This is a genomic window from Rossellomorea sp. SC111 (assembly GCF_024733565.1).
In the GTDB taxonomy this organism is placed as follows: Bacteria; Bacillota; Bacilli; order Bacillales; family Bacillaceae_B; genus Rossellomorea.
Genome location: NZ_JANIOC010000005.1, coordinates 274,038 through 289,144, shown reverse-complemented (window position 1 = coordinate 289,144; position 15,107 = coordinate 274,038). Strand labels below are relative to the sequence as shown.

The window sequence follows — 15,107 nt, the reverse complement described above, 5'->3', positions numbered from 1 at the left end:
CTGCAAGAGGGGTGAGTATCAGAAGGAACATAAGTATGGCTATATTAGGACCAGCCGATTGAAAGAGTCTTCTTTTCCAGTCCCTTCTATGCGCTTTTCTCCAAACAGTTTGGAACTCAACTGTCGACTTTTCATTTTCATCAACATGATTAAATAACTTCTTCAATCTATCTTTCTTCATATAACCCCGCCTTGGTCAGATCAAATTCCCCCTGCAATTCGAGACGCCTCAATTGCTTCAGTGCTGTATTCAACCTGGATTTCGCCGTTCCTAAAGGTATTCCCAGAACCTCTGAACATTCTTTCAATGTGAATTCCGAGTAAAAATGTAGAACAATGAGCTCCTTGCTTTTCCAAGTAAGAGAATTGACAGCCATCCACAACTCATGCATGTCATCTGACTTCAAAAAACTCTCTTCTACTGAATTAATTTGGTCATTGCTCACTTCATCAGAAAAGAACGTAAAACATTTCATTAGCTTCTGTTTCTTCATTACAGTTTTGGCAACATTCATTGTTATGGTGTAAATCCAAGGTTTAATTGGCATTGTGTTATCGTACATATCGTACTTACTCAAAAGGCGGATAAATGTCTCCTGTGTAATATCATCTGCTAAACTGCGTGATTTTGTTAATAGCAAAGCTGTTCTGTAAACATAGTCTCTATATTCTCTAAAAATCTGTTCTGCCCTTGACTCTTCAATAAACATTGAGCAATATTCACTCCCCTCCACTACTTGTTTCTTCAGGGTTATGGAAGTAATCCAATAAAATGGTCCTTTGACCCGCACTCCCTTTCTCCACCGCATAAATAAAATCAAATAATTGTATTCGTGTGTATTCATTACCGCCTTTACGATTCTTTACCAAGCCTGGTGATTCCTTTCGAATATTCTCACCATTACTACCGTATATCTTCTTAATATCGTCAGATTGTTCTTCAGGGTTAAACGAAACCACTAATTTTTGATTATCACCTTTTTCATCTCTCGAGAAATTTGCACTGTATGTTTTGTCATTGGCCACTTCTACAATGGCTTCCTCCAACACCATATCACTCTCTATCTCTTTTAATTCAATCCTAATATGTGATCCCTGCTCTAAATGAACTGGTACCATTAACTGAAACCTTATTTCCTATGGTCTTAACATTCCCTGCAATTTTCACCTCTTTTTTGGATGCAACACACCCACTGCACAATAGAACTAGAAGTCCCAATATGATTAGTATTTTATGATTTCCCACTCTTTTCTCCCCCTTGATCCTCATTAGCATTCAACTCTATTACTAATAAACTGTTAAAAGGGTTCGGTGGTAAATCCATTTTTTTCTAAAAAAATAAGCGAAAGAGCTCCACTCCTATAAAAGGTGTGAAGCTCTGAATATATCCTTCTCCTTATTCCAAATCCTTCTCCTTCTGATCAGATTCCTGAATGAACCTTATAAGAAACGCTATCCCTGCACAGTTTAGAATAATACTCGCACTAAGGATGACAGCCCACCACGGAGTCGGAAGCGGAAGAATGAATGATAATAATAAGAATAAAATTCCTCCTAAAACAAATACAATACCTTTTGATACATGAGTCATGAATCTTCCTCCAGAAAAAAATAAGATGCTATATCCATTAGCGACTGTACATTAATTCACTATCTCCCAAACACGGCCATCGTCCATCGGGATGATCCTGCCTAGAAAGCCAAAGGTTCTAAAGGTCAGCTGTTCTCCAGTATCATACTCATAAGTCCTCTCGTATGAAGAAAAAAATCCAACGTTTCTAAAATGGCCGGATCGTCCCCAGACGGCTTGATTGTTTTTCGTACAATATTTAACCTCTGTACAAACAATGTCATTCTCATCCACCATCCATTGTTCCATTTCTTCACTGGTCGGAGATGTATAATCCAATATGGCAAATAACATGATGAATATAACGATTCCTGAAATGAACATTCTCTTTTTTGATAACACAATAAACCACCTTAATAAGCTTACATTTTTTGTTTAATCATTCGAATACATTCCTCAGCCGATGACTTGGATGTATCCACCGTCACATCATAATTCATCCCTTCATGAACAATCGTTGCCTGAGATACAGCCATACCACCAATGCGGTCTCCCCGTTCTTTCTCACGAGCAGCCGCGACGGCGGGATCACAGAAGACACCGACCCATAGCACCTGTAACCCTTCCAAGGCAGTCTCCCATTTTTCAAAGCCTTTAACACCACTTAAGAAAACATCGTCTATGATGACCCGGGCACCTCTTCTTGCCATCTCTCCAATACCATGCATCCATGCAGATTCCAGTTCTCGAAATTCCATACCTGGACGGACCGCTCCGTCTTCATCCAGTTTTATTCCGCTATCTTTCTTAAGCATGGCATCAGGCATAGACTCGATCAGGTCATCAATGCCGAATCTTAGCCATGGCTCGGTTAATGAATTCTGGAGGCATTTTGCGAGGGTGGTTTTACCAGAGCTTGATCCGCCGTTTAGGATGATGATGTTTGTCATTTGGGGTTACCTCCATTTCTATTTGAGCGTTTTCATAAAAGGATAGCTGCCTTTTAAGCTAAAATGTGCCTGAATTATCGTTTCATAATGATTCCCTAAAACCTTAGCTACAATAATGATCCCATTTCCAACCCATATGATCCACTTTTTTGATATATGATCCGCCTTGAGAAAATATGGTCCGGCTTAAGGATTTATGAGCCTCAATCCTGACATATGATCCACATTTCAATTTTATGAGCAGTTGGTCGAAACGTAAAAAAACCGATTACTTCTTATAGTTAGTCTCTTACTAAAGACACTAACTTCTCACCACGTTCCTCATAGTGACCCAAGTGGTGTTTCAATGTCTCTTCATCGCCAATATCCATTAATTCTAAAGTCCTCTTAACAAAATTCCAATTCAAACAACCGGATAACCATAAGAGGGACTGCAGACGATTTATCTCTTCTGAAGAGAAGACTTGATCAACACGATAGGCTGCCAAAAAGGTTTTAGCAAGAAAAGGAGAAAAATGACTGGATTCGATCCCATCAGAACGGGAATACCATTTCAACAACCATGCCAGTCCTTCCATACGATCTGTGTACTCAATCGATTCTATGTCCACTATTCCTCTTAATCTGCACTGGTCGTCCCATAAGAGATTTAATGGGTTTAAATCTGATTGGACAATGAATTCAAATGTATCTGATTTCGCAGCAGCAATGTAAGCTTCCGCCTTGATTAGATAGGAACCTACCAACTCATTTATCACATCAGATAATTTCCCAGTATCCAACTGTTCCTTGACCGTGCTTAGGAACTCGCCATACCCGGTAAGGTGGGATTTCTTTGGAAGAATCTCGCTATCAAACGTTTTAGAAACCATATGTATCTCTTTAACCGATTCACCGACAAGTCCTGTAAATCTTTCTGTACACTTTGTGATGTGTTCTCCGTGTATCCACCTAAAAAGCACCACTCTATATAGGCAATCATTCCATTCGATGGAAACGAATGGACAGCCTTGATACGAAGGGACATGCTTCATGAAAGGGATGCCTTGTTGACCTAAAAAGTTCGTATAACGAATTTGCTCCCTCAGTACCTCGTCAGAGATTTCGCCAAACGCCTGATGCCCTGATCGATTTTGACTGATGAACCTTATCGAATAACATTGTTGATCTACGATTATTTTGTAATGCAGGTCCTTATTCCAACTTCCATGGTGCAACTCCTTTTCAATAGATAAGAGTCTGTATTCCGGAAAGAAGGACCTGATGACTTTCTTAACTATGGTTGGCATGAGCTTCTCCTTCTCTGAATCATTTATATACTAGGCACAAAAGACTGATCCCTCACCACCACCGTCTCAGGTGCAAATTTGATGAGTACATTACTGTTCCCCAAGCCTTGAAATCTTGGATCCCAGTTCTCTTCATTAGAACCAAGGTAACGGGAAAGCAATTTCGTTGCAATTTTCTTGTCAAATGGCTCAACCGTAGCCTTTCCTCTAAATCCTGCATGAAGGACTTTCCCGGTTGTGTGGTCGAAATCTACTATCCCGATGGCACACTCAGGATTTTCTTCAATTCTTCCGGGAAAGCTGTCTGAAGGTGGCGTGCCAATTATGTAGAGGTACTCATTTTCCCAATAAAACCATACAGGGGATTCCCTTGGTCCTTCTTTGGATAATGTAGAAAGATGGGCAAATAATGGTTTCTTTAGGAACTCATTGAGATCAAAATGCTTTTTATCAGTAATAATGTCCATATCTCTTCATCCTTTCCAAATTAGAAAAATAGTCGTATTCATTTAATTTATTGAAACATTTTCCACCCCAATACGTAAAGAACAATAAAGGGGGAATTAGCAGATGAAAAAACTAACGATTAACTTGTTCATATTAACGTCGCTTATCACTTTAATGGCAGGTTGCAGCGCACCCAAAGAAAGTGATAATAATGTTGATACCATCCAAACCTTCTTAGAAAATGAATTCACCGGACCAAATGATGAACTTACATCCGCTTTTAAACAAGATGATGCATTTCCACCTGAGTTGGAAGAGTATGTAGAAGAGACCTATAAGCCTCTAGTCAAAAATTGGGAGGATATGGTGAATACAAATCATATCTTGTTATATCAGCGGATGGCTTATGAAAATGGTTATCAGCTGAAGCCAACCGATATTAATATTACAAAGGATCAAGATCTTGCTTATGAATATGAAGTTAATGTGGAATACAGTAAAGACGGGGAAACGAACACGGCAACTATCAGTGGGAGAATGAATCTTAATGATGATGGGGAGATTGTCTCGATCCGGAATGTGAAGGATGGCGGATTACTGAAAAAATTGAATCAGTAAACTCTCGGACCCAATCATGGGAACTTCTAATCTAAGAAGTTCCCATTTGTTTTTTCAAAACAATAAGTGCCTGCGAAATTAATGCCTTTCCACCTTCAAAACATCCTCAGAAGGAGTCAGATACTCTTTATCCCCCGTTGTAAAATCCGCTTTTTGACGATTTATTTCAGCATACTGAACAACTTCACCCTCATATAAGAATACAAGTAAATAGATATCATCTCTGATACTTATTTGACTAGGATCGTCGTATTCAATCCCAAGCTGCTTTTCTATACTCCCTTGAGAAGTATAAGGTGGAAATAAATACGCTTTTCCCCAATTAAATTCCGCTATTGAGTTGAGCTCTATATTCTTGTTGTTTTGATCGTTAACTATAGAATAAATAGCTTCCTCTATTCTTTCATTATGCTCAACAATACTCTTACTACACCCCATAATGACTACCGACAGGAGAATGAGAGCGAGTGGTAAGGTCCTCAAAGTAACATCACTTTCTTTTCAAATCCCCTTGAATATTGACTAAAAATCACGCTGAAGGCCCCCCACCGCCACCTGTTTGATTATTGGCATTCGTAGATTGTCGAGAATGCTGAGCCGACTTTTGATAAGCTTCGTCTCTTGGATTGAAAGAATTCTTTTTAATGCTGTCTCCATAAAACTTCATTTTCCTTGAGCCTATGAAAATACGGATGGCAAAATATAAGATGAGGATTCCCAGAAAGATCAAGAAATACATGATTACACCTCCAGCATTTCGAATTTGGATTATATTTACTGTAACATAAATGGTTTATCATTTTGGTCCTTCATTATGAATCAACCCTTACTCAATTCGTGCTTCAAATACTCGATCTTCCCCAAATCCTTATGATTATTCTGATTTGCCCGGTAACTGTCCTTGGAGGAAGCTTCGTACACGCGTAAGTACTGTTCCTGATTCAGCAGATAATAGGTTACTTCTCCCTCACGATGAATGTTTAAATCTTCTAGTTGTACCCCTGCAAATTCCGGCAGCGTATCCATGATACCGAACTCCACGGATAATCCATCTTTTGAAAACTCATGCTCATGCAGATCAATCAGTACATAGTCCATTGACTCCATGATCTCTACAATCTCACTCCAGTTATATATGGATGTTTCAGCCGGCACTTCCCAGCCCCTCTTATCCCCGGGAACATGAATGTCTAAGTCCTGCGCATCCCAACTCTTTCCTGTAACCACTTCCAAACCGACCGAGCCCATAAGCAGTGGCGTAATGCCCATTCCATTTAGCTTCCCGGCAATTTCAATAAACTCATCTAACTTGTTCATAGAAGAACTCCTCCCTGAGAATACTCATACGTAATCGATCCACGTACTCTCCGTTTCTCCATCTGTCCTGCCTTAAAATGCCTTCTTCCACATATCCCATTTTTCTATACGATTTGATGGCTTTTTCATTATCGATCTCTACTCTGAGCCAAATCTTATTCAACCCGAGTTCCTCGAATCCCCAATGAAGCATCTCGCGCATGGCAGCTAATCCGTAGCCTTTGCCCCAGTATGTTTTATCCCCGATCGCGATCCCCAGTTCTGCATGCTTATTTAAGCGGTCAATATTTTTTAAATCGATCCAGCCGATGTGCCTGCCATTTTCCGCCATGATCGCCTTTTGTTCATATCCATTGGATTTGTTGATGCACAAGTCAATCCAGGTACGAGTTTCTTCCAGACTGAAAGGAGGATATTTCTCCGGCATGTTCAGGTGTTTCGTTACTTCCTTATCCAGGCACCAATGGTACCGGTCTTCTGCATCGTCCAACGTTAATTCTCTTAATGTTACTTTTGGCATTTTTGTCGTTTCCATTGTCATTTTCCCTTTCAAACTTGAATCTTTCTGTAGTGGTCTAATATTTCTATTAAAATCACTTTGTTGTATCCCGTTTTCCCATGAATTCTTTCAGCCCATTCTTCCACTGTATCCAGTTTGGTGTCCTTCATCAGCCCTTCTGTTGTACTCAGAAAGCTCTCCCAATTATAGAACTCCCAATGAGCGGTTTCAGATTGGTATGGGATTCTGCACTCCAGTAATGGGTGGTTCTTTATCAAATGTTGAGAATGCTCCGCAGCTTCTAAGAAAGTTTCCATTTCTATTCGTTCAGTCTGGAATACTTGTTTCGATACTTTTCCATTCGGTCGATGATAGGCGATTTCGATATCTGATGGGTGATCCAGAACCTGCACCTTTGCGGCAGGAAAGAAACCATCTACTTTTTCGCTGGTGTAATCGGGACTCTTGGAATCTATTAAAATTGGATTCAACCACTGATCCCCAAGGTCACATAGAAATCGTTCCCCTTTTTCGTTCAGCGCAATGACGGCCGCGTGAGCCTCTTCCGAACCGAGATTATGACCGACTGGATACGCCTCGATTCCGTCCCTTTTAAACTCATCAAGCAACCAGAGTGCAAGATCGAAACAATTCCCCGACAAGCCGTATCGTTCACGATGCTCCCTCATAAGAGAGACATCCCGCTGCTTCTTCACGCTTCCCTGTTGATAAAACCATACTTTCGTTAACGTTTCCATTGGGAAATCATTAAACTTGTTCCATGTGTTTAAAATGATATCTGAAGCAATCATGCTTTCACCCCTGATTTTATGTATGACATGATATATCTTTTATATTCATCAGTCAGCCCGTCCGGCAGTTCATTCAGTTTGAAATATTGGACTGCAACCGATTCGTTTTCATCCACTTCCATTTTTCCGCTCACGTCATTTGTGACGTAGACAGCCGTGACGGAATACAACTCATCCCCATTTGATACTTTGAAGTAATAGTCGTGCCCGGAGAAGATGTTTACCAGGGTCAGCTCCCCAATATCAAGACCCGTTTCTTCCTTCACTTCTCTCCTTGCCGTCTCCTCTAAACTTTCCCCAAGCTCCATCAATCCGCCGGGAAGCCCCCAACCACCGTCTGTCCGGTTCTGCAGAAGGATTTCATTGTATTCGTTTAAGATGATGACGACAGAACCGGGGAGAATTAAGGGTCTGGTGCCGACGAGCTTTCGCAGATCTTTGACGTAGTTCATTATTTTCCCTCCCTATTTGCTCAGTTCTACATGGGTCTCGCCGAATTTTCATTTCATGTGACGAAGTAGGACTGCATTTAATTAATCCTGATTCAAAATAATTTAACATCCTTGTCGAAATTTATTTGAGTCCGCTTATATGAGACTATTCTTTCGTCCTCACCTTTCTGATTTTCGAGATAAAAACATTTATCAGAAACGCCAATACTAAATAAACCAGCAATAGTGAATCATTCACTTCACCCCAAATGAATTTCGTTAAACCGAACATGAGAAGAGAAGCCAGTACGGCAGTCATCCACAACCTCATTTGAAACGTTTTCTCTGACATAGGATCCATCCTTTTTTTAATCTTTTGCTAAAGTGAATGTCTCCACCTGATCATCCCACTTCACCGTTACCTCAACCTTAGTGTCTTCACTCATTTTGGCATTCGTCGGATTCGATTCACTGCTGTGCCGGATGACTCCATTCTCTTCAAGTATCTCACCCTTTCTGCCATATTCGCCAACTCCTTTGACCGTATAGGCAACGTCCCCCACAGAATCAACGTCATCCCCTTTGTACTTCAGGACAAAATCCTGTTTTTCAAAATCACTGGACTGATTGACGTTTAGATCTGCATGCCAGTGATTAGAATCTCCGGAGAAGGAGAAATCTTTGGTGTTGCAGGCAGTTAATAGAAGCATAGTTCCAACTAAGAAAAGTATTTTCTTCAACATATACTCATCCCCTTAACTTGATTTCTCCCGAACTAAATAACACCAAATCTCTCCAATGCAAAAGTGATACCATCTTCACTGGATTTTTTGGTCACATAATCCGCAACACTTTTCAATCTATCACTGCCATTTTCCATTGCAATCCCAAGACCGGCCATTTCCAGCATATCTACATCATTATCGCCATCACCGAAAGCGATGGCTTCAGATGGATGTAAATCATAGTAATCTAATACTTTCTGTATGGCTAATGACTTTGACACATCTTCTTGCAACACATTTAACACGTAGGGATGCCATCTTCTGAAGGTAAGATGAGGAAACCTCTGTTGATATGATTTCACCACTTCATCCGTTGCAAATAAACACATCAAGTAGACATCCTGTTCACCAATAAGATCGGCCCTCACTGGATATTCATCCAACGATAACGTTTCCTTCAATGCCCGGGCTATTTCTTCTTCCTCCACTCCGTTCATACAGAAGCTTTCGGTATAGAAAGATAGGCCATTCTTGCCATGGGCGAAATCCACAATCTCTTTTACCAGATTCCGGTCCATGGGAACTTGATGAATCACTTTTTCGTTATGTTTGACATAGCCGCCATTTGCTGTGATGAACGTATCGATTCCTAAATCCTTTATCTCCTGGCACATGGATAAGGGTCGTCCCGTTGCCACCACCAATTTGAACCCTTTGTTCTTTAGTGTATGTATGACGTCTTTCGTCTTATCTGGTATGCTCCCATTTTCGTGATGAGTGATCGTTCCATCGATGTCAAAGAAAACGATTTTGTACTTCATCTGTCTCCTCCCTGAACTAACAGATTTATTACTGACAATTCCAATTATTCCAGTTTACTGACAACAACTCAATATATAGTGATAAAAAAGAAGCTTATCATTAGAAATTGATAAGCTTCTCGCCTCACACGTGATGAATGTCTCTTGTTTCTTCAATCTGTTCAAGATGCCCTTTTGCATGTCCCGCTACCATCTTGATCATTTTTCTAACGGTCAGCTCACCCTGGTCTTCCGTTTGAATTTTTCTATCGAGGGAGCCCGGTAAGCACTCACAAAGATTGAGAACGTGTTCCCGTATCAATTTAAAAAGGGATACTTCGGTTTCGATTGATCGACCTTTGTAATTCGTTCCCGTTTCCCATAGATTGGGGTCGTATGGATTATTCTTATAATTTCTACCGTCTTCAGCGAGCGCAAACTTAATACGATGGAACATGGTCAAATCCGAATCAATGAAATGCAGCACGGTTTGGCGGATCGACCATTTCCCTTCAGCTCTAACCAAGTCCAAATCATCCTTCGATAACCCCTTTAGCACGGTATCGATTCGATCGATCCCACTTTTATAAAGTGATAGTACATCTTCGTCTGACATATACAACTCTTCCCAATGTGAAACGATGAACCCATCTGGATCCTTCACCATCATTAACTGGCCAAACCCCGGATCTACTTCCAGTTCATAATTCACTTGTTCTTCCTCAAACTTTTGCTTCAGGTCTTCAATCTTCTCTCCCATAATATAAAACCGCTGGCCCGGATCAGGTTTGACAAAAGCGACATCCGTATACTTTTTAAAATCCTCTTGGTTTCCTTCCGTGAATAAAACAGCCCCACCACTAGGAAGCCTCCACTGTGCATTCGTATCTTTTCTCCATTCCTCACTCCAACCAAAAAAATGACGATAGAATGAAAGAGATCGTTCAAGATCATCCACCCTTAAAACCAATCTAGGCTTTGCGCTTTGCATATTTTCACCCCTCCGAAAAAATGTGTTCTCCTAACTAACCCTGGTACCTTGATGAAAAACCATTTGCCATCTTTCATCTGCCCATTTCCAAACTCACCAAAATATCTCTTATTTCCACAATAGAAGACACAATTGCATACGGAGTATGATCCGTTGGTTTTTCTTCCCCTCTGATATTGACCCATATCGCTTCCATTCCTGCTTCCATGGGACCAACTACATCATGCGTCCACGAGTCACCTATGAATATCGTCTCTTCAGGTTTCTTATTAAATGCTTCTAGAGCAATAGTATAGATTCTGGAATCGGGCTTTCTAATACCTAATGGTTCTGCATGAATGATCTTATCTTGACTGAATATATCCCCTAATCCCATATTGATTATCTTTTGTTGAGGGTCATAAAGTCCGTTTGTAACAATTCCAACTTCAAAATGCTTAGTCAGTTCATTCATTAAATTTAATACATATTCGTCAACCGTTATAAAGTTCATACTTGCGTTAATAAAGAGTGATTCCAGTCGATCAATTTCCTCAAGGTCTGCTTTCACATCAAAGGAATCAAGTGCACTCTTCCATCTTTCTCTTTTAAATTCAAGTGTAGTTAGTTCACCACTTACAAGTTTATCTATAAGAAATCTTGGAGGTTGTTTTATTTTCCTCAAAAATTGTTGTTCATCCATTCCCTTTGTCAATGGATGTTCCGCAAAAGTCTGAACCAGTCCATCGTCAAACCATGAGGAATTTTCAAGCAACGTATCATCCAGGTCAAATAAAAGAAGGCTATACTTTTTCATTGGCTAATCACCCTTTTAGTTTTTTAAAGAATTCAAGTGGTGTCTCTGGGGGAGAATCGAGGATGATGACAACGTTGATTACCTGAATACTAAAGTTGTCTCTTCAACACAACTTCCCCCCACATCACTTCACCCGTCTTCTCAAATCCAAGACTTTCATATAGTCCTATAGCACTCACATTCTCCGGTTCCGCACTTGTGAATAGCTCAATACTTCCGTAATTGTGTATCAGTTGTTCTAAAAGCAATAGTGTGGCTGCTTTCCCATAACCTTTTCCCTGATGTTTCTGGTCGATCATTAACCGGCTCATTTCCATACGACTGGTTTCAGGATCTGTCCCATACATGACAAACCCGACCATATCTTCCCCATCAAAAATGGCCAATGGATATTGATCTTCTACATATTTTGACTGTAGCAAGGAATAAGCATTATCTGCGACAAACTCCTTCTGATGTTCAGAGACAGATAGGGTTATGCATTCTTCCCAATTGTCAGCATCGATTTCCTTTAATGTCAGATTCATAGTAACCACTCCTTACAGATGAAATCGTCCCATCACCACAGTATCGTAGTAACGTCCATCCGATAATAATTTATCCCTCTTCAATACTCCTTCCACTTCAAAACCATTATTCTTATAGAGCATGATGGCTCTTTCATTAGCTTGAAGCACATTCAAGGTGATCTTCTTTATGTCGTTGTCATCTGCCCAGCGTATGCTCTCTTTTAATAGATTTTTCCCAATGCCGTATCCCCAGAATTCCTGTAATACACATACACCGAACTCCACCTTATGAGCTACACGCTTTAACGATCTCCCCTCACACCTCGAGAAGCCTACAATCTTGTCATTGACTTCACAAACAAGGAAGAGATTTCTCGGACTCTCTGAATCTTCTTTGATGATTTGAATGAAGCCCTCTTCATCTATGTACGCCTCTCCTCTTTCCCTATCCATGTTTTCCGTTTCTCCGTCTGACTGAAGCCGGACTTCTGATAGTTTCTGAGCATCTCCTACTTTAGCCGATCTGATGGTATAGGTTAGATGACGAATATGAAATTCTTTTGGATGAATGATAATGTCGATTCACTCCCCGCTCTGGTGCTTAATATACTCAGAAACTATTATCCATTAATTTCTAATTCCTAACAATAGTAAACTTCAAGAAGTAGCACTCGAATACCTTCCCAACCCCTTCATCCACAAAAACTTCGTTAAAACCGTAATGAAACAGGTTAACAACAACAATCCCATTAACTGAACCAATGAAATTCCATGAAAAAGCGCATATGTCGGAACCGCAGCCACAATACCAACAGGAATCATGGTATAAAGAAGCCACTTTATCATCGGAGGATACAGATCAACCGGATACTTCCCCATCGTCCATACACTCGAAAACAGAATGTAGCCGCCGCCTGTTCTTCCGAGCCAAAATGACAAGGTGCCGATCCACATTCTGAAAGAGTAACTTATGATGAGAGAGCATGATAACAGAAGGACAAACTGAATGAAGTAAAGAAGCACGATCTCACTGATATGAAAGAAGATTGCCCCCGCCACCACGGTGAACCCAAGGATGATATCGGTGATAGCCCACACGTTACAGCTCCCGAAGCTCGATAGGAACTGGGCATTTTCAGGAAGTAAGAGTGTTTCATCTAAATGACCGTCAACTACCTTATCTGGAAGTGCTTCCAAATTCCCCATGACAAAAAGCGAAAGGACTCCTGCCACCAACTGGTAGACTCCTAATAATGTGACGATTTCTAAAAACGTCCACCCTGCCAGGGAGTCTGTAAATTGAAACACAATCCTGAGGCCGAATATCCCACTTGCAAAATAGAATAGAGTAGAAAGAGCCTGTGTAAGAAAATTCACCCGGTAAGGCAGCTGTGTCATGAGTGACGTTCTAAAGAACAGGAATACTAAAGCCGTCTTTTTTTTCATCTTATTAACCTCCTAAAGCAGAATATCTTTTAATCCCTTTTTTATAAACCAGGTTACACAAGCACAGCAGGATCACAATCCACCCAACCTGCAGAAGAAGTCCGTGAGTAAGAGAGACACCTTTAGTCCCAGTCAGAATTTCAGCCGGGTAGCCTAACATCCCATAAAAAGGGAGATAGTATAACCAATTACTGAACCCTCCATCTATTAGAAACAACGGCGCTACTTCTCCCCCGATAAAAAAGATCGCCACTTCTCCAGCGTTAACTAATGATTGTGTTTTTTCAGTCCAGAAGGCAGCGAGGGTCAACAAGTAAAGCCATAGAAACCGAAAGATGCAGGCATTGATGACAGTCAGGATAAAGAGTGAAATGCGTGTGACCGATGGTGTATTCTCCGGGCTTAGCCAAATCCAGAGAGCGATAATCAGGGGGACCGAAACGGTATAGGACACCATTTTCACAGCGAGGTTTTCCCCTATAACGATATAAAGCAAGTGATGGGGCTTCAAAAGCAGGTTGGTCAATTCACCGTTGTAAATCTGCATCCCCAGCATATGGTGTTCATACGAAACCGTCAGCTGCCGAACCATGACAATTGCTAAATAGTAAATCAGGAACTGACTGGAACCCCAGCCTCCAACCACCTGTCCCTCTGCGGTGACCGTTTGCCAAACAAATAACGAAACCAGGGGTGTGATCAAATGAGAAAATACGAGCAGGTAAATAAAAGATCTCCAGCTAAATACATCCATCGTCTTCCATATCGTGTATCCTTTAAGTAGGCGGTAACCGTTAAGAACAGCGACTCTACTCATCCTTTACACCACCTCAGTTGTATATAATTGCTGGATTGTGTTATCAAAAGGTGGATGTTCGACGGTTAAGTCAAGAATGGAATAGTCCGTCAGTAAGCGGGCGGTCACGGAAGGAACGTGGTGATTCGAAACGCGCATGGTGTATTTACCGTTCTTTCTCTCTACGATCATCTGAGATAGATCTGGAGGCAGCACGCTGGATTGTTTCAGGCTAAACACAATAAATTTATAGGGTGTCAAACGTTCGACTAAGTGGTCGATTCCCCCATCGAACAACAGCCTCCCTTTATCAATGACCATCACTCTGTTGCACAGCTGGGTCACATCCTCCATGTAATGAGAGGTCAACAGGATCGTTGCATTGGTTTCTTGATTGTATTCTTTCAAGAATTGCCTGATGCGTTGCTGAGCATTGGAATCAAGACCAATCGTCGGTTCATCCAAAAACAGGACCTCCGGATTGTACACCAAGGAACAGGCTAACCCACAGCGCATCCTTTCACCTAAAGAAAGTGTTCTAAGCGGCTTTTTATAATAAGGCTCGATCTGTAACCAATCGACGATTTTATGTAAATCTCCGGTGAATTCCCTATAATCGATGTCATAGATAATCCTCTGCATATGAAGTGCGTCGAGAGCCGTTAGATCGGCAGGTGCAAAAAGAGGCTTGCTTCCCCGTATTAAGGCGATTTTTTTCAAATAATCATGGTGGCGCTGATGAGGTTTAAATCCGAGAACTGTTACATCTCCTGATGAAGGATGCAGTATTCCACTAAGCATTTTTAAAGTGGTGCTCTTTCCTGCCCCGTTCGATCCGATAAACCCGACCATCTCCCCTTTTCTAATTTCAAAAGAAAGATCCGTTACAGCACATACCTCCTTTTTCTCACGTTTAATAAAACTTGATAAAGCTCCTTTGAGCCCTGATTCCCTGACAGGGACTTCATAGGTCTTCCCTAAATTTCGAACCTGCAGCATAAAACCTCTCCCTTTCTGTTGATTGAAAATTTCAATTATTTTACTTATACTTTAATCGTAGCACTCTGTTGCAAGGTTCGAGGGTTATTCAAAATAAACATGGTAATAGTA

General features: G+C 40.9%; 25 protein-coding genes. 1 reads left to right on the top strand and 24 read right to left on the bottom strand.

Going from position 1 to position 15,107, the window contains the following annotated elements:
* From NQ095_RS09000 to NQ095_RS08965, 8 genes are all read right to left on the bottom strand, one after another.
* A partial coding sequence (locus NQ095_RS09000) for a hypothetical protein (protein ID WP_258263148.1) occupies window positions 1–181 on the bottom strand: 181 nt, incomplete at its 3' end.
* Window positions 168–710: an RNA polymerase sigma factor gene (locus NQ095_RS08995; RefSeq protein WP_258263147.1), complete on the bottom strand. Its 543-nt coding sequence runs from the start codon at window positions 708–710 to the stop codon at window positions 168–170. The genes NQ095_RS08995 and NQ095_RS09000, both read right to left, overlap by 14 nt.
* Before the next feature lie 10 nt (window positions 711–720).
* Window positions 721–1,119: a hypothetical protein gene (locus tag NQ095_RS08990; RefSeq protein WP_258263146.1), complete on the bottom strand. Its 399-nt coding sequence runs from the start codon at window positions 1,117–1,119 to the stop codon at window positions 721–723.
* Between the two features lie 278 nt (window positions 1,120–1,397).
* Window positions 1,398–1,592 (bottom strand): hypothetical protein, encoded by a 195-nt coding sequence (locus NQ095_RS08985; RefSeq protein WP_258263145.1) that lies wholly within the window; start codon window positions 1,590–1,592, stop codon window positions 1,398–1,400.
* Window positions 1,593–1,643: 51 nt separating this feature from the next.
* Window positions 1,644–1,973, bottom strand: coding sequence for a hypothetical protein (locus NQ095_RS08980; protein WP_258263144.1), 330 nt, complete (start codon window positions 1,971–1,973; stop codon window positions 1,644–1,646).
* 20 nt (window positions 1,974–1,993) lie between these two features.
* Window positions 1,994–2,521 carry a chloramphenicol phosphotransferase CPT family protein gene (locus tag NQ095_RS08975; RefSeq protein WP_258263143.1) on the bottom strand — a complete coding sequence of 176 codons (528 nt, stop codon included), beginning with the start codon at window positions 2,519–2,521 and terminating at the stop codon, window positions 1,994–1,996.
* 281 nt (window positions 2,522–2,802) lie between these two features.
* The gene (locus NQ095_RS08970; protein ID WP_258263142.1) at window positions 2,803–3,810 is read right to left on the bottom strand and encodes a phosphotransferase; all 1,008 of its coding nucleotides are present in this window, start codon (window positions 3,808–3,810) and stop codon (window positions 2,803–2,805) included.
* A gap of 23 nt (window positions 3,811–3,833) precedes the next feature.
* Entirely contained in the window at window positions 3,834–4,277 is a 444-nt protein-coding gene (locus NQ095_RS08965) for a pyridoxamine 5'-phosphate oxidase family protein (protein WP_258263141.1), read from the bottom strand.
* 103 nt (window positions 4,278–4,380) lie between these two features.
* Here NQ095_RS08965 and NQ095_RS08960 point away from each other — a divergent pair, with 103 nt between their 5' ends.
* Entirely contained in the window at window positions 4,381–4,875 is a 495-nt protein-coding gene (locus NQ095_RS08960) for a hypothetical protein (protein ID WP_258263140.1), read from the top strand.
* A gap of 78 nt (window positions 4,876–4,953) precedes the next feature.
* On the opposite strand, the gene NQ095_RS08955 is transcribed toward NQ095_RS08960, so the two are convergent.
* The 16 genes from NQ095_RS08955 to NQ095_RS08880 all read right to left on the bottom strand — a co-directional run bounded on the left by NQ095_RS08955 (window position 4,954) and on the right by NQ095_RS08880 (window position 14,996).
* Window positions 4,954–5,313, bottom strand: a complete 360-nt coding sequence (locus NQ095_RS08955) for a hypothetical protein (protein ID WP_258263139.1) — start codon at window positions 5,311–5,313, stop codon at window positions 4,954–4,956.
* A gap of 91 nt (window positions 5,314–5,404) precedes the next feature.
* Window positions 5,405–5,614, bottom strand: a complete 210-nt coding sequence (locus tag NQ095_RS08950; protein ID WP_258263138.1) for a hypothetical protein — start codon at window positions 5,612–5,614, stop codon at window positions 5,405–5,407.
* Between the two features lie 80 nt (window positions 5,615–5,694).
* Complete coding sequence (locus tag NQ095_RS08945; protein WP_258263137.1) at window positions 5,695–6,192, bottom strand: phosphoribosylanthranilate isomerase; 498 nt, start codon at window positions 6,190–6,192, stop codon at window positions 5,695–5,697.
* Complete coding sequence (locus NQ095_RS08940; RefSeq protein WP_258263136.1) at window positions 6,176–6,727, bottom strand: GNAT family N-acetyltransferase; 552 nt, start codon at window positions 6,725–6,727, stop codon at window positions 6,176–6,178. The genes NQ095_RS08945 and NQ095_RS08940 overlap by 17 nt, the downstream gene beginning before the upstream one ends.
* 14 nt (window positions 6,728–6,741) lie before the next feature.
* A complete protein-coding gene (locus NQ095_RS08935) occupies window positions 6,742–7,503 on the bottom strand; it encodes a hypothetical protein (protein ID WP_258263135.1) in 762 nt (253 codons plus the stop codon).
* Window positions 7,500–7,955: an NUDIX hydrolase gene (locus tag NQ095_RS08930; protein WP_258263134.1), complete on the bottom strand. Its 456-nt coding sequence runs from the start codon at window positions 7,953–7,955 to the stop codon at window positions 7,500–7,502. The genes NQ095_RS08935 and NQ095_RS08930 overlap by 4 nt, the downstream gene beginning before the upstream one ends.
* 145 nt (window positions 7,956–8,100) lie before the next feature.
* Window positions 8,101–8,286 (bottom strand): hypothetical protein, encoded by a 186-nt coding sequence (locus tag NQ095_RS08925; protein ID WP_258263133.1) that lies wholly within the window; start codon window positions 8,284–8,286, stop codon window positions 8,101–8,103.
* Between the two features lie 16 nt (window positions 8,287–8,302).
* The gene (locus NQ095_RS08920) at window positions 8,303–8,677 is read right to left on the bottom strand and encodes a hypothetical protein (RefSeq protein WP_258263132.1); all 375 of its coding nucleotides are present in this window, start codon (window positions 8,675–8,677) and stop codon (window positions 8,303–8,305) included.
* A gap of 32 nt (window positions 8,678–8,709) precedes the next feature.
* The gene (locus NQ095_RS08915) at window positions 8,710–9,480 is read right to left on the bottom strand and encodes a Cof-type HAD-IIB family hydrolase (RefSeq protein ID WP_258263131.1); all 771 of its coding nucleotides are present in this window, start codon (window positions 9,478–9,480) and stop codon (window positions 8,710–8,712) included.
* Window positions 9,481–9,604: 124 nt separating this feature from the next.
* Window positions 9,605–10,450, bottom strand: coding sequence for a DinB family protein (locus NQ095_RS08910; protein ID WP_258263130.1), 846 nt, complete (start codon window positions 10,448–10,450; stop codon window positions 9,605–9,607).
* A gap of 73 nt (window positions 10,451–10,523) precedes the next feature.
* Window positions 10,524–11,246 (bottom strand): HAD family hydrolase, encoded by a 723-nt coding sequence (locus tag NQ095_RS08905; RefSeq protein ID WP_258263129.1) that lies wholly within the window; start codon window positions 11,244–11,246, stop codon window positions 10,524–10,526.
* A gap of 89 nt (window positions 11,247–11,335) precedes the next feature.
* A complete protein-coding gene (locus NQ095_RS08900) occupies window positions 11,336–11,773 on the bottom strand; it encodes a GNAT family N-acetyltransferase (protein ID WP_258263128.1) in 438 nt (145 codons plus the stop codon).
* 12 nt (window positions 11,774–11,785) lie between these two features.
* Window positions 11,786–12,331: a GNAT family N-acetyltransferase gene (locus NQ095_RS08895; RefSeq protein ID WP_258263164.1), complete on the bottom strand. Its 546-nt coding sequence runs from the start codon at window positions 12,329–12,331 to the stop codon at window positions 11,786–11,788.
* Window positions 12,332–12,412: 81 nt separating this feature from the next.
* On the bottom strand, window positions 12,413–13,201 hold the full coding sequence (locus NQ095_RS08890) for an ABC transporter permease (RefSeq protein WP_258263127.1): 789 nt from the start codon (window positions 13,199–13,201) through the stop codon (window positions 12,413–12,415).
* 4 nt (window positions 13,202–13,205) lie between these two features.
* Window positions 13,206–14,018 (bottom strand): ABC transporter permease, encoded by an 813-nt coding sequence (locus NQ095_RS08885; RefSeq protein WP_258263126.1) that lies wholly within the window; start codon window positions 14,016–14,018, stop codon window positions 13,206–13,208.
* A gap of 3 nt (window positions 14,019–14,021) precedes the next feature.
* Window positions 14,022–14,996 carry an ABC transporter ATP-binding protein gene (locus NQ095_RS08880; RefSeq protein WP_258263125.1) on the bottom strand — a complete coding sequence of 325 codons (975 nt, stop codon included), beginning with the start codon at window positions 14,994–14,996 and terminating at the stop codon, window positions 14,022–14,024.
* Window positions 14,997–15,107 lie beyond the last annotated feature (111 nt).

What these genes read in the sequence shown, in the direction of transcription:
- NQ095_RS08995 (WP_258263147.1), bottom strand. Translation starts at nt 710, where the DNA reads ATGTTTATTGAAGAGTCAAGGGCAGAACAGATTTTTAGAGAATATAGA.
- NQ095_RS08990 (WP_258263146.1), bottom strand. Translation starts at nt 1,119, where the DNA reads ATGGTACCAGTTCATTTAGAGCAGGGATCACATATTAGGATTGAATTA.
- NQ095_RS08985 (WP_258263145.1), bottom strand. Translation starts at nt 1,592, where the DNA reads ATGACTCATGTATCAAAAGGTATTGTATTTGTTTTAGGAGGAATTTTA.
- NQ095_RS08975 (WP_258263143.1), bottom strand. Translation starts at nt 2,521, where the DNA reads ATGACAAACATCATCATCCTAAACGGCGGATCAAGCTCTGGTAAAACC.
- NQ095_RS08970 (WP_258263142.1), bottom strand. Translation starts at nt 3,810, where the DNA reads ATGCCAACCATAGTTAAGAAAGTCATCAGGTCCTTCTTTCCGGAATAC.
- NQ095_RS08965 (WP_258263141.1), bottom strand. Translation starts at nt 4,277, where the DNA reads ATGGACATTATTACTGATAAAAAGCATTTTGATCTCAATGAGTTCCTA.
- NQ095_RS08960 (WP_258263140.1), top strand. Translation starts at nt 4,381, where the DNA reads ATGAAAAAACTAACGATTAACTTGTTCATATTAACGTCGCTTATCACT.
- NQ095_RS08955 (WP_258263139.1), bottom strand. Translation starts at nt 5,313, where the DNA reads ATGGGGTGTAGTAAGAGTATTGTTGAGCATAATGAAAGAATAGAGGAA.
- NQ095_RS08950 (WP_258263138.1), bottom strand. Translation starts at nt 5,614, where the DNA reads ATGTATTTCTTGATCTTTCTGGGAATCCTCATCTTATATTTTGCCATC.
- NQ095_RS08945 (WP_258263137.1), bottom strand. Translation starts at nt 6,192, where the DNA reads ATGAACAAGTTAGATGAGTTTATTGAAATTGCCGGGAAGCTAAATGGA.
- NQ095_RS08940 (WP_258263136.1), bottom strand. Translation starts at nt 6,727, where the DNA reads ATGGAAACGACAAAAATGCCAAAAGTAACATTAAGAGAATTAACGTTG.
- NQ095_RS08935 (WP_258263135.1), bottom strand. Translation starts at nt 7,503, where the DNA reads ATGATTGCTTCAGATATCATTTTAAACACATGGAACAAGTTTAATGAT.
- NQ095_RS08930 (WP_258263134.1), bottom strand. Translation starts at nt 7,955, where the DNA reads ATGAACTACGTCAAAGATCTGCGAAAGCTCGTCGGCACCAGACCCTTA.
- NQ095_RS08925 (WP_258263133.1), bottom strand. Translation starts at nt 8,286, where the DNA reads ATGTCAGAGAAAACGTTTCAAATGAGGTTGTGGATGACTGCCGTACTG.
- NQ095_RS08920 (WP_258263132.1), bottom strand. Translation starts at nt 8,677, where the DNA reads ATGTTGAAGAAAATACTTTTCTTAGTTGGAACTATGCTTCTATTAACT.
- NQ095_RS08915 (WP_258263131.1), bottom strand. Translation starts at nt 9,480, where the DNA reads ATGAAGTACAAAATCGTTTTCTTTGACATCGATGGAACGATCACTCAT.
- NQ095_RS08910 (WP_258263130.1), bottom strand. Translation starts at nt 10,450, where the DNA reads ATGCAAAGCGCAAAGCCTAGATTGGTTTTAAGGGTGGATGATCTTGAA.
- NQ095_RS08905 (WP_258263129.1), bottom strand. Translation starts at nt 11,246, where the DNA reads ATGAAAAAGTATAGCCTTCTTTTATTTGACCTGGATGATACGTTGCTT.
- NQ095_RS08900 (WP_258263128.1), bottom strand. Translation starts at nt 11,773, where the DNA reads ATGAATCTGACATTAAAGGAAATCGATGCTGACAATTGGGAAGAATGC.
- NQ095_RS08890 (WP_258263127.1), bottom strand. Translation starts at nt 13,201, where the DNA reads ATGAAAAAAAAGACGGCTTTAGTATTCCTGTTCTTTAGAACGTCACTC.
- NQ095_RS08885 (WP_258263126.1), bottom strand. Translation starts at nt 14,018, where the DNA reads ATGAGTAGAGTCGCTGTTCTTAACGGTTACCGCCTACTTAAAGGATAC.
- NQ095_RS08880 (WP_258263125.1), bottom strand. Translation starts at nt 14,996, where the DNA reads ATGCTGCAGGTTCGAAATTTAGGGAAGACCTATGAAGTCCCTGTCAGG.